The organism is Arthrobacter sp. MYb229, from assembly GCF_002975405.1.
Classification (GTDB): Bacteria; Actinomycetota; Actinomycetes; order Actinomycetales; family Micrococcaceae; genus Glutamicibacter.
Map to the genome: position 1 here is coordinate 177380 of NZ_PCPS01000002.1, position 12743 is coordinate 190122.

The following is a 12743-nucleotide window of genomic DNA, read 5'->3' on the forward strand; positions in this document are numbered from 1 at the left end:
GGTCGATGGGCGCAGTGAACCGATTTCCTGTGAAGGCCCTGGGACGGATCCTTCCGGTGCATGCTGCACGAATTCGAACCTGGTGCGGCCACGTTCCGCTCGACGTTTTCCGCACTATGAGCAGTCGGCATGGCAAGCGAGGGAAATCTCGGAAATGGTACAAACCCCAATTCAGCCCATAGCCGTTGGGTGTCTTCCCGGACTGCGACATCTCGCGAGCGGATGCTACCTTGTAGCCAATCATTTAACCCGGAATTTAGACCCTGAATCGTTCGGGAGCAGCCCGCTTGGCGGGGGCGGGTCGAAAAGAATCGTAGCTGGCGGTAAATAGCCTGCATGAGTCCTGAATTCGCAGGGATGCCAGATGGTGGGCAACGCGTGGAAGGTCGCGCCCGCGCGTGAACAGTCCTAGGCGGCAGCAGCGCAATGGAACTGTCGGCGTTTTGCGAGGGTCTAAGCTGGATGACTGTGAGTCCAGCAAATCTTTCCATCGGCGTTGACATCGGTGGCACCAAAATCCTTGCAGCCCTCGTCGACGAAGAGGGGAACGCCTTCGGGCAGATCCGCCGCGAGACACCCGACCACGATGTGGCGGGGACAGAACGTGCCCTGGCTGAGATGATTCGCGAGCTCTCGGAGGGCAGCGAAGCGTTGCCGGTGGGTATTGGCGCCGCTGGCTGGATGGACCGCAAGGGGCAGAATGTGCTGTTCAGCCCCCACCTGTCCTGGCGAAATGAACCGGTGCGCGACCGCCTGATGAAGCTCGTTGGACACGAGGTGACTCTGGTAAATGACGCTGACGCTGCCGGCTGGGCCGAGCACCGTTTCGGCGCGGGCCGCGGTGAGAGCGATATGGTGTGCCTGACCCTCGGAACGGGAATCGGCGGGGCAGTGATCCTCGGAGGGCAGATCCACCGAGGCAAGTCCGGCATTGCTGGAGAATTCGGGCACCAGGTGATCGTTCCCGGCGGCCATCGGTGCGCCTGCGGCAACCGCGGCTGCTGGGAGCAATACGCTTCTGGCAATGCCTTGGGCCGAGAAGGAGCCGAACTTGTGCGCAGCAAATCGCCGGTGGCCTTCCGGCTGCGCGAGGCCGTGGACGATGACCCGGAGGCCGTCACCGGCGCAGAGGTAACTCGACTTGCCGCAGAGGGCGACCCGGCCTGTGCCGATCTCATTGCGGATATGGGCGAATGGCTTGGTCTGGGCATCTCGAATCTGGTCTCGGTTCTGGACCCGGGAACCGTCGTTATCGGTGGCGGTTTGGGTGCTGCGTCGAAGCAACTGGTTTCCACGGCGGAGGAGACCTATCGCCGCACCCTGCCTGGCAGGGGATACCGTCCTTTTGCGAAGATCAGCCAGGCGGAATTGGGCCCGGTGGCCGGACTGATTGGGGCTGCTGATTTAGCGCGGTTTAATCAGCAACAATAATGAATAACATTGACAGGACATTAGGACTTATCTAGGCTCGGGTTGTTACGCAACATGGGAGCGAGGTCTTGGCATGGTCCTGCGCACAAAACCAAGCCGAATCCGCGGCTGGCCCTTGACTGTCGTTTTGGGGACCTATGCGGTCGCCATGTGCGGTACCACGATGCCCACCGCGTTGTATCCGATGCTTCAGGATGAATACGGCCTAAGCACCGCCGCCTCAACGCAACTTTTTGCGATATACGCCATCGTGGTGCTCGCGGTATTGTGCATCTTCGGTTCCCTATCTGATGCCATTGGCCGAAAACCCGTCATGATCCTGGGGCTTCTCGCTTCGGCCGCCAGCGGAATACTCTATGCAATGGCCGCCGAGGCACCCATGCTGTTCATTGCCCGCACCCTTTCCGGGGTGTGTGCCGGGCTGGTCACTGGAACGGCGACCGCCTATCTGACTGATCTGGTCTCCAGCTCCGGACGCGGTGCCAGCATTTCCAGCGTGGCCAATATGGTGGGTCTGGGCAGCGGGCCAGCCCTGGCTGCATTTCTGACCTTCTTCTTCCCATCCGTCCCGATGATTGCTTTCAGCGTTCACGCAGTACTTACAGGTCTGTGCATCGCATTGCTTGCCATGGCCCCGGACAGCGTGATGCACCGCGGACACGGATTGAAACTCAGCCTTCCGCTGGTGCCACGCGTCACATTGCGCGACTTCTGCATGGGCGGGCTGATGACCTTGGGCTTCGCGGTGATGGGCGGTTGCACCGCGATGACTTCCATTTTGGTGGTCCGTGCCTTCGGCATTACGGACCTGCGATTGCTGGGGCTCATCGGATCATTGATTTTTGTCGCCACAGCGGTGGGCCAGAAGGCCGGAGGGAAGCTGGTGAGCGAAAAAATTCACCTAGGGTATGCCGGCTTGGCGATTGGTGCGGTGCTGATAGCTCTAGCACCAAGACTTGGCGGAAGCTTGGCGATGGCGATGTATCTTGCCGGCTTGATCGTTGCGGGACTGAGCCACGGCGCATTGTTCCCGGTAGGCCTGGGAATCGTGTTGCGCCGCATTGAGCCGCGACATCGAGGCAGCGCCAGCTCAGCCTTTTGGGTGCTGGGCTACGCACTGACTGCACTGGGTGCCTTAGGGCTGGGCTGGGTAGGCCAGATCAGCGGCGAATCGATGGCGGTAACCTACTTTGGTGCAGCCATCGCGCTGTGTGCGCTCGGCTGTGCCAAGCTGCATCGCCGCTGGGCCGGTCCTGGGAATCGAGTGATCTCAACTAGTTTTTAGGGCCGGATTTGGCTCGGCAGGTGCTGGCCCGGAAGCCGTGGTTCACGCTTGCCGCTGTTCTCCTTGTTGCATAGAACACGCTAATAATTGGAATGAGGCGAAGCTGTTCTTAGTTGGATATCGGTAGAAGAAGACCGAGCCCGGCAGTGGCCCAATCCAGTGGCCGCGGGCCGATCCGAAAGGTATGAGTATGACTATTGCATCTGACGAAACCCAGATCGGCTCCGGCGCGATCAACTCCATCTTTGGCGACTCACGCACCGCCAACGCCTTCGCCGGCGAAGTCACCGAGGCGCAGGCCCAGGAGATCTACGAGCTGGCCAAGTTCGGCCCAACTGCCTTCAACTCCCAGCCGCTGCGCGTGACCTACGTACGGTCCGACGCAGCACGCGCGAACCTGGTCGACGCGCTGTCGCATGGCAACAGGGCCAAGACTGCCGCAGCTCCGCTGGTGGCAATCCTCAGCTATGACACCGCATGGCACGAGCAGTGGGATAACTTCCTGCCAGGCTACAACGCACCCAAGGCCATGTACGACGCCGATGCCGACTTCACTGCCTCCACCGGCAACAACAACGCCCACCTGCAGGCAGGCTACTTCATCCTGGCTGCACGCAGCCTGGGCTTCGCCGTTGGTCCCATGACCGGTGCAGACTTCTCCGCCATTGATGCTTCCTTCTTCCCAGAAGGCGACCAGAAGAGCTTCTTGGTCCTGAATATCGGCCAACCAGCCGAAGGCGAAATCGGTGCACCAAAGGACCGCTTCGACTACGAAGCAGTCGTCCGCACTGTCTAGAGGCCGCTCGACGAACTTTAGCAACGCACAAGCGAAGCCCGGAATTCATTTTCGTGAATTCCGGGCTTCGCTAGTTGTTGAGCCAGTTTGCTAGCGGGTAGCCAGCGAAGACCTCAGCGCAGCATCGGCGTCGAGAAGTACCTTGGCGGCCACCTCAAGCCCCTCAACTGCACCCAATTCGGTATCCTCGTGCTCGATATTCACCAGCATCTCTGGGTCCACTTCGTGCAGGGCACGCAGGAACTCGGTCCAGAACGCGGTCCCGTGTCCCTTGCCCAAGGCCACGAAGTCCCAGGCCGAGTTATCCGGCCATTCATTAACCCATTCGTCCCCGCCCATATTGGTGCGTGGTTCGTCCGCGCTCTTTTTGCGGAAGCTGTTGTCCAGCACCCCTTGGATAGCCGCATGCGGGTTAATGCGCACGTCTTTGGCGGCGGCATGGAAGACCCATGAGCCAAGATCCCGAACCACGGCCACGGGATCCATCTGCTGCCAGAACAGGTGCGAGGCATCGAGCTCAACGCCGATGTTGCTGGTGCCGGCGCGTTCGATGAGTTCACGGAAGCTGGCCGGATTAAAAGCAAGGTTCTGCGGGTGCAGCTCCAGGGCGACCTTGACGTTGTTGTCCTGGGCCAGGATATCCATCTCCTTCCAGAACTCGGCCGCGAGGCCGTACTGGTAATCCAACTGCTCCAGTGCTGCCGAGTTCCAAGCGTTCACCACCCAATTGACTCGGGTGGCACCCGGTTCACCGCCGGGCAAGCCGGACATGGTCACAACACGATGCTGTCCCAGGCGCTGCGCGAGCCTAATGCTGCGGCGGATATCTTCGGCGTGCCGGTCGCCAATAACCGGGTTGGGATGCAAGGGGTTGCCATTGCAGTTCAGCCCGGCAATCTGCACGCCGGCGTGGTCAAAGATCTCCAGGAAGTCGTCCCGGGCGCTATCGCTTTGCAGAATCTGGTCGAAATTGGGCACATGGACTGCTGGCAAGAATCCGCCAGTGTTCAGCTCGATGCCGGTCAGTCCCAGGTCTTTGATGATCTTGAGCGCTTCGGGCAGGGGGCGGTCGTGGAGGATTGCGTTGTATACACCGAGTTTCACAGGGCTGCCTTCTTTCCGTCGTTGCCGGCGGACTGGACGACCGCCTGCAGGATTTGCATATTGTGCACTCCCTCGTCGAATGTCGCATTCGGGGGAAGGTCGGTGTCCAGGCCGCAGACTTCGTCGAGGAAGGCACGGGCTTGATAGCTGAAGGCGTCGTTTTGGCCGAAGCCGACACCTGGTGCGTCCATGGGCAGCCCGCCGCCGAGGTAAGCATGCTCCGGACCGAGGTTCACCGTGCGATAGCCGTTGGTCGCCGAGGGCCCTTCGCTGAGCATGATTTCGATTTCCGACGGACGCAGCTGGCTGAAGCGCGCGGCGCCCTTCTCGCAAAAGACCTCGAAGGCCAGTGAGTTCGGGTGGCCGGCGGCGACACGGGAGACTTCCAGGCTGCCGGAGGCTTCGGCGAACTGGACGTTGAACGCCGCATAGTCGTCGTTCTCCACCGGTTCCGATTTATCACTTAGTTTCACCAGGTCGTGTCCGGTCACGGCGCCGGCCGGCAGGAAGCGTTCGGTGATGCTGGTGCTCAGCTGCCCGCCGCTGACCGAAACGATGTCGCCTGCCAGGAATTCGGCGATGTAAGACAGGTGGCTTCCCACATCGGCCAGTGCGCCAGAGCCGGCCTCACCCTTGAACCGCCAGCTCATTGGAGCCTGTGGATTGTGGCCGTAGTCGGTCCAATAGCGACCAGAAAAATGCAATACCTTGCCCAGGGTGCCATCGGTGATTAGGTTCCGGATCGTGGCGATACCCGGGGTGCGGCGGAAGGTGAAGCCGACGCGGGCAATGGAGTTGGCGTTGCGGGCCGCTGTGGCCATGGCCTGGGCTTCTTCTAGGGTGTCGGCCAGCGGTTTCTCGCACAATACGTGCTTGCCGGCGGCCAGCAGACCTTCAACGGCTTCGCGGTGGAAGCGGTTTGCAATCACTACCGAAACGACATCGATGTCCGGATCGTTGGCCACCTCTTGCCAGGAGCCCAGTGCCTTTTCGTAGCCGTAGCGTTTGGCAACTTTGGCTGCGAGCTCGGTGTTCACATCGGCCACCGCGACGTAGCGCAGCGGTGGCAGGTTGGATTCGTAGAGGGTGGGGGCGGTGCGGTAGCCGGCGATGTGGGACAAGCCTGCCATGCCTGCGCCGATGACGGCGATGCCGATGCTTTTTGTCACGGATTCTCCTGGGTGGAAGTTGTTCAGGGGGATTTTGGAGCGCTCCAAAAAAGTGTAAAGGCGAATCCAAGTGGCGGTCAAGGGGTATTGAGCGGGGATTATCTAGGCGGGGCGAACGGGGGCGCAGGTGCCGCGCTCAACCAGTGCTGGCTCCAGTGACACCTTTTGCGCAGCGCGTTCAGGGTCCGCGAGCCGGGAAAGCACCTGTTCGGCCACGTGCATGCCGAGCTCGCGGTTGCGACTGTCCACGGTGGTCAAGCGCAGCAGGTGCGTGCCGGAGAGCGGCGAGTTGTCGTAGCCGATAATCGACAGATCCTCGGGGACCGAGAGGCCGTTCTCGCGGGCCGCGGCCAGCGCGCCCATGGCCATCGAATCATTGCCGGCCAGGATGGCGGTAATTTCCGGGGTTTCGCGCAGAAGCTGATTCGTGCACTGATAGCCGCTGTCCTCGGTGGTGTGCGGGGTGAGGATGACGATGCGCTCGTCCAGGTCCGCCGCGCTCATCGCATCTTGGTATCCGTTGCGCCTGAGCATTGATGCGCCTCCGCCGCCACCGATGTGCCCGATGTGCCGATGCCCCAGTGAAATCAGGTATTCGATGGCTCGGCGTGCGCCAAACCGGTCGTCGCTTGCTGAAATATCCGCTCCGGTCACCTGTGTTGCTCGATTACCTGCCACGATCACCGGGATCTGGGAGGGGAAGCGCATGGCCGGTGTAGGTTCGGTGGCCAGGACCAAGGCCTCGACGCGGGTGCTGAGAAATCCATCCAGCGGGTCCGACTCCACATGCGCGTTCAGCGTGCGGTCCGAGACGGCGATGCGCAGTCCGGCCTTGCCCAGCCCCTCTTGCAGCCCGCGAAGCAATTCGACAAACCAGACGTTGGTGTAGTCGTCGATCACCACGCCGACGGTCTGGCTGGTGCCACCGGCCAGTGCGGCCGCGGCTTGGCTCGGGCGGTAGTTCAGCTGCTCGATGGCAGCCAGCACCGCGGCGCGGCGTGGTTCGGAGACGCTGGGGGAGCCGCGCAGCACCAGGGATACCAGCGATTTGGAGACGCCGGCGGCTTGGGCGACATCGTAAATCGTCGCGCGGCGGCGTCCTGCTGCCATGGTGCCTCCTGGGCTTGGTCCGGGTTCTTGTTAAGAGCCTAGCGTTCCGCCTGCTTCGAATGCGGCAACGTCAGCTTCGGAGCAGGAATTCCAAACTAGTCAGGTCTTAACGTCAGGACATAGTTCTCGAGAAGACCATAAACTTTTGTCGACTTGGCCTGGTTGATATCCGCAGAATTCCACGGTTTTCCACTCGCAGTGTTACTCATGTTGTAAATATGTCAGTACAAACCTTTGACAGAGCTAGATTCATGGTGCAAAGTATTTCTTGTGGCACCGTTCACATCTTCGGCAGCTGGCCGATCCCTGAACTTCTGACTCGAAAGGACGTCGATCTGCGTGACTTACGACGTACTCACCCTCGGACGCATCAGCGTTGACGTCTACCCGAACGACATCGGCGTTTCCCTCGCCGACGTGAACTCCTTCAGCAAGTATCTCGGTGGCTCTGCCACCAACGTCGCTGTGGCAGCTGCCCGGCACGGCCGCGCGGCCGGGGTGATCACCAAAATCGGCGACGACGACTTCGGCACGTTCCTGGAACGCGAATTGGACCGCTACGGCGTGGACCGCGCCCAGGTAGCCCGCGATGCCAGCTTGCAGACCCCGGTCACCTTTTGCGCCATCATGCCACCAGATGACTTCCCGCTGTACTTCTACGGACGCTTCCCGATGGCACCGGACTGGAATATCAAAAGCAGCGATATCGACCTCGACACGGTCAAGAACTCCAAGATTTTCTGGAGCACCGTCACCGGCTTGAGCCGAGAGCCTTCGCGCACCGCGCAGCTGGAAGCCTACGAGGCCCGCCCGGCCGGTTCGCTGGCCCCAGGGCAGTTCACCATCCTGGACTTGGACTACCGCCCAATGTTCTGGGACTCCGTTGAGCAAGCCCGCGAGCAGGTAGCCCGGGCTCTGCCCTCGGCCACGGTGGCCATCGGCAACGATACCGAATGCTCGGTAGCCGTTGGAGAAGGAACCCCGGATGAGCAGGCCGACCGCCTGCTGGAGGCCGGAGTGCAGATCGCCGTGGTCAAGCTCGGCCCCGAAGGCGTCATGGCCAAAACCCGCACCGAACGTGTGGTTTCCGCGCCGGTTCCGGTGCAGACCGCCAACGGACTGGGCGCCGGCGACTCCTTCGGCGGCGCCTTCTGCCACGGCCTGCTCTCCGGTTGGCCGCTGGAGCAGGTCTTGGACTACGCCAATGCCGCTGGGGCGATCGTGGCCTCGAAGGTCGCTTGCTCCGATGCGATGCCGGACCCAGAAGAAGTGAACGCCCTGCTGGCCGAGCGCGGCCGCACCGTACCCGCCTCCCAGAAAGACCTGGTCTAGTTATGAAACAGGCATCCGACCTGCACGTGGACCGCGAAGACCCGCGCCGCTACGAATCCATCACCCGCCAGCGGCTAGAAGACCCGGCAGCGGTGCAGCGCGCCGCCTCGCTGCGCCAGAAGCATGCCGGCCCGGTGCTGGGCCGGCAGAACTTCATCATCGCCGCCGACCACCCGGCCCGCGGGGCGCTATCCGTAGGCAAGCGCGCCACGGCCATGGCCGACCGCCGCGAACTGCTGGACCGGCTGCGGATCGCCTTGCAGAACCCCGCCTGCGATGGGGTCCTGGCCTCGCCGGATATCCTCGATGACCTGCTGCTGCTGGGCGCACTGGAAGGCAAGCTGGTTTTCGGCTCGATGAACCGCGGCGGGCTCGCCGGCCTGGTCAACGAGATTGATGACCGCTTCACCGGGCATAGCGCTGCGGCCCTGGCCGCCTTGGGCGCAGACGGCGGCAAGATGCTCACCCGGATCAGCTACGAGGATCCGGACACCGTGAAAACCCTGGCTGCCACCGCCGATGCCGTCTCCGATTTGGCTCGGCACCAGCTGGTCGCCATGGTCGAACCGTTCATCTCCAAGCGGGCCGAGGGCAAGGTAGTCAACGACCTGCGCCCGGAGGCAGTGATCAAGTCCATGGGCATCGCCTCCGGACTGGGCGAAACCAGCGCCTACACCTGGCTGAAAATCCCCGTGGTCCAGGAAATGGAGCGGGTTATGGCCGCCACCACCCTGCCCACGGTCCTGCTCGGCGGAGATCCCGCAGGCAGTCCCGATAAGGTGTTCGCCTCCTGGCAGGATGCCCTGGCCCTGCCCGGGGTACAGGGACTGACCGTGGGCCGGACCCTGCTGTATCCCGAGGACGGGGATGTGGCCGCCGCCGTGGCCACCGCCGCATCGCTCTTGAACACCACCACTCCTGTACGCAGCTGAGAAGGACAAAGCTCGATGACTACACGCAGAATGACCGTTGCTCAGGCGGTCGTAGAATTCCTGGGACGACAGTACACGGTGGACAACATCGGTGGAGCTGCCTATCGAGAGCGCCTGATTCCAGGAATGTTCGGCATCTTCGGCCACGGCAATGTCGCCGGGGTGGGGCAGGCCCTGAAGCAATGGCAGCTCAAAGACCCGAGCCTCATGCCGTACTACCAAGGTCGCAACGAGCAGGCGCAGTCGCATCAGGCGGTGGCCTATGCCCGGCATACCCGCCGCCGCGCCACCTATGCGGTCTCCACCTCCATCGGTCCTGGCTCCTCCAACCTGCTCACCGGTGCCGCGCTGGCCACCGCTAACCGTTTGCCGGTATTGCTCTTGCCCAGCGATACCTTCGCCACCCGTGCCGCCGATCCAGTACTCCAGCAACTGGAAATGCCGCACGGCTACGACATCACCGTTAATGATGCCTTCCGCCCGCTATCCAAGTACTTTGACCGGGTCACCCGGCCGGAACAGTTGGCCAGCGCACTGCACCACGGTCTGCGCGTGCTCACCGATCCGGCCGAAACTGGCGCGGTGACCATCTCCTTGCCGCAGGACGTCCAGGCCGAGGCCTTTGATTTCCCGGAAGAGTTCTTTGCCGAACGCGACTGGAAGATCCGCCGCCCGGCCCCGGAAACCGAAGACATAGCCCAGGCTGCGCAGCTGATTCGTGCTGCCAAGCGCCCGTTGATCGTTGCCGGTGGCGGAGTGCTCTATGCCTATGCGTCCGAGGAGCTTGCGGCCTTCGCTGAGGCCACCGGAATTCCGGTGGGCAATACCCAAGCCGGCGTTGGCGCCCTGCCTTGGGACTCGAAGCATTCGCTAGGAGCCATTGGTTCCACCGGTACTTCTGCGGCCAACGCGTTGGCCGCAGAAGCCGATCTGATCATCGGTATTGGTACCCGTTATGAGGACTTCACCACGGCCAGCCGTACGGCCTTCCAAAACCCCGGAGCGAAGTTCGTAAATATCAACGTTGCCGCACTTGATGCGTACAAGCACGCCACCGTGCTGCCGATCGTCGCGGATGCTCGCAAGGCGCTCATTGCCCTGCGCGAAGCGCTCACCGGGTATCGGGTGGAAGGCGCTCTTGAGGTGTTCACCGCCCAAGAGAAACAACGTTGGGATGCGACCGTGGATGAGGCATTCGCCGAAAGGCTCAGCCCGTTAGTCAGCCAGAATGCCATTATCGGCGCAACCAACCAGGCCATGGATTCCCGCGACGTTGTAGTGTGCGCGGCAGGATCTTTGCCCGGAGACCTGCATAAGATGTGGCGGGTTTCGGACCCCTTCGGATATCACGTGGAATACGGCTTCTCCTGCATGGGTTACGAAATCGCCGGTGGGCTGGGACTGAAGCGTGCGGTGCTTGCGGAGACCGCGCGCGGCGCGGAAAACCGTGACGTAGTGGTCATGGTCGGCGACGGCTCCTATCTGATGATGCACACCGAACTGGTCACCGCAGTGGCCGAGGGGATCAAATTGATCACGGTGCTCATCCAGAACCACGGTTATGCCTCCATCGGGTCGCTCTCCGAATCATTGGGATCCCAGCGTTTCGGCACCAAATACCGTGCACTGGACACCCAAACGCACTCCTTCGACGAAGGGCAAACGCTGCCAATCGATTTGGCGCTGAACGCCGAATCATTAGGAGTCAAGGTCATAAGAATCGCCCCCGGAGATCGGGCCATCGAGGACCTATCGACCGCCATCGCCACCGCAAAGGCAGCGCCGGAAGGATCCGGCCCAATCCTCATCCATATTGAATCGGATCTCTACGCCGATGCGCCTTCCAGCCAGTCTTGGTGGGACGTGCCGGTCAGTGAAACATCCGAGCTGGATTCCACGACGAAGGCCCGTGAAGTCTACGAAAGCCACAAGGCGCGGCAGAAGCCTTATCTAGGCTAAATCGCCGCACGTTATCGCCGGCCCAACACTTTTTCGCTACTAAAGGAAGACGAGAGCTAATCATGAGCACAACCGCCACCGAAATTACCGACATCAAGCACTTCATCAACGGGCAGCCAACCGCGGGCAGCGGAACAGCCACCCAGCCGGTTTACGACCCGGCAACCGGCGAAATTACCGGTCAGCTACATTTGGCTAGCCCCGAAGACCTGGTCCAGACCGTGGCAGCGGCCCGCGCCGCCGCCGACAGCTGGGGCGAAGTCTCCATCGTCAAGCGCACCAAGGTCATGTTCCGCTTCCAGCAACTGCTCACCGAACACACCGATGACCTGGCCCGCTTGGTAACCAGCGAGCACGGCAAGGTACTCTCGGATGCGGCCGGCGAAGTAGCCCGCGGTATCGAGGTCGTGGAATACGCCGCCGGAATCTCCCAGTCACTCAAGGGGGAATACTCGGACCAGGTATCCACCGGCATAGACGTGTTCTCATTCCGCCAGCCACTAGGCGTAGTTGCCGGAATTACCCCGTTCAACTTCCCGGTCATGGTTCCCTTGTGGATGGCGCCAGTTGCCATCGCTACCGGCAATGCCTTCATCCTCAAGCCTTCCGAGCGTGACCCTTCGGCTGCGCTGTTGATTGCCGAGCTTTTCAAGCAGGCGGGGCTTCCCGACGGAGTATTCCAGGTGCTGCATGGCGGCAAGGAAACTGTAGATGGTTTGCTGTCCCACCCAGATGTGGACGGAATTTCATTTGTCGGGTCTACACCCATTGCCAAGTACGTACACGAGACCGCAACCAAGTACGGAAAGCGCGTCCAGGCATTGGGCGGTGCCAAGAACCACGCGGTCATCATGCCGGATGCGGATATGGAGCAGGCTGCAGACCATATCAATGCTGCGGCATTCGGCTCGGCAGGCCAGCGTTGCATGGCGATCTCCGTGGCCGTGGCCGTTGGCGAGGCCGCTGACATCCTCGTGGACAAGCTAGCCGAGCGAGCCCGTGGCGTGAACGTCTCCCACGGCTTTGATGAAAAAGCAGATATGGGACCGGTCATCACACCGGCATCAAAGACTCGCCTGCAGAAGATTGTTGGCGAGGCCGAACAAGCCGGTGCCGCGCTCATCTTGGACGGTCGGGAGCTAGTGGTCAAGGACCATGAAAACGGGTTCTTCGTTGGCCCGACCATCTTGGACCGGGTGAACCGAGAAATGAGTGCCTACACCGAGGAAATTTTCGGTCCGGTACTCGTGGTGCTTCGCGTTGATTCCTTGGATGAAGCCATCGACACGGTGAACGCCAACCCATACGGCAACGGCACCGCAATCTTCACCTCCTCGGGTTCGCACGCGCGCAACTACACCCGACGTATTCATGTGGGCATGGTCGGGGTAAACGTTCCGCTCCCGGTACCGGTGGCATGGCACTCATTTGGTGGGTGGAAGAATTCGCTATTTGGCGAGCACCACATCTATGGCCCGGACGGTGTGCGTTTCTACACCCGCGGCAAGGCGGTCACGCAGCGTTGGCCGGAGCCGGCGCAGCTGTCCACCGCCTCGTACAACTTCCCCTCTAACTAGGTTCCTGCACTGCAACTAATTTCCATCGTGCCGATGCCGGCCGGTAAA

Annotated in this window: 10 protein-coding genes; 7 read left to right on the forward strand and 3 right to left on the reverse strand. The window is 61.6% G+C overall.

What is annotated here, in order from left to right; genetic code table 11:
- Nucleotides 1-468: 468 nt before the first annotated feature.
- The 3 genes from CQ019_RS07375 to CQ019_RS07385 all read left to right on the forward strand — a co-directional run bounded on the left by CQ019_RS07375 (nt 469) and on the right by CQ019_RS07385 (nt 3512).
- Nucleotides 469-1431, forward strand: coding sequence for an ROK family protein (locus tag CQ019_RS07375; RefSeq protein ID WP_258133913.1), 963 nt, complete (start codon nt 469-471; stop codon nt 1429-1431).
- 73 nt (nt 1432-1504) lie between these two features.
- Nucleotides 1505-2716, forward strand: coding sequence for an MFS transporter (locus CQ019_RS07380; protein ID WP_105569347.1), 1212 nt, complete (start codon nt 1505-1507; stop codon nt 2714-2716).
- A gap of 190 nt (nt 2717-2906) precedes the next feature.
- Complete coding sequence (locus tag CQ019_RS07385; protein WP_096282795.1) at nt 2907-3512, forward strand: malonic semialdehyde reductase; 606 nt, start codon at nt 2907-2909, stop codon at nt 3510-3512.
- A gap of 90 nt (nt 3513-3602) precedes the next feature.
- Here CQ019_RS07385 and CQ019_RS07390 read toward each other — a convergent pair whose 3' ends face one another.
- The 3 genes from CQ019_RS07390 to CQ019_RS07400 form a co-directional block, all read right to left on the reverse strand.
- Nucleotides 3603-4616: a sugar phosphate isomerase/epimerase gene (locus tag CQ019_RS07390; protein ID WP_105569348.1), complete on the reverse strand. Its 1014-nt coding sequence runs from the start codon at nt 4614-4616 to the stop codon at nt 3603-3605.
- Nucleotides 4613-5785: a Gfo/Idh/MocA family protein gene (locus CQ019_RS07395; protein WP_181148324.1), complete on the reverse strand. Its 1173-nt coding sequence runs from the start codon at nt 5783-5785 to the stop codon at nt 4613-4615. The genes CQ019_RS07390 and CQ019_RS07395 overlap by 4 nt, the downstream gene beginning before the upstream one ends.
- A 102-nt stretch (nt 5786-5887) precedes the next feature.
- Complete coding sequence (locus tag CQ019_RS07400; RefSeq protein WP_105569349.1) at nt 5888-6895, reverse strand: LacI family DNA-binding transcriptional regulator; 1008 nt, start codon at nt 6893-6895, stop codon at nt 5888-5890.
- A 339-nt stretch (nt 6896-7234) separates the two neighbouring features.
- Here CQ019_RS07400 and iolC point away from each other — a divergent pair, with 339 nt between their 5' ends.
- From iolC to CQ019_RS07420, 4 genes are all read left to right on the forward strand, one after another.
- Nucleotides 7235-8227 (forward strand): 5-dehydro-2-deoxygluconokinase, encoded by a 993-nt coding sequence (iolC, locus tag CQ019_RS07405; RefSeq protein ID WP_105569350.1) that lies wholly within the window; start codon nt 7235-7237, stop codon nt 8225-8227.
- A 2-nt stretch (nt 8228-8229) separates the two neighbouring features.
- Complete coding sequence (locus tag CQ019_RS07410; RefSeq protein WP_096282787.1) at nt 8230-9159, forward strand: deoxyribose-phosphate aldolase; 930 nt, start codon at nt 8230-8232, stop codon at nt 9157-9159.
- Between the two features lie 30 nt (nt 9160-9189).
- Nucleotides 9190-11118 (forward strand): 3D-(3,5/4)-trihydroxycyclohexane-1,2-dione acylhydrolase (decyclizing), encoded by a 1929-nt coding sequence (gene iolD, locus CQ019_RS07415; protein ID WP_105569351.1) that lies wholly within the window; start codon nt 9190-9192, stop codon nt 11116-11118.
- 62 nt (nt 11119-11180) lie between these two features.
- On the forward strand, nt 11181-12695 hold the full coding sequence (locus CQ019_RS07420) for a CoA-acylating methylmalonate-semialdehyde dehydrogenase (protein ID WP_105569352.1): 1515 nt from the start codon (nt 11181-11183) through the stop codon (nt 12693-12695).
- Nucleotides 12696-12743: the final 48 nt, after the last annotated feature.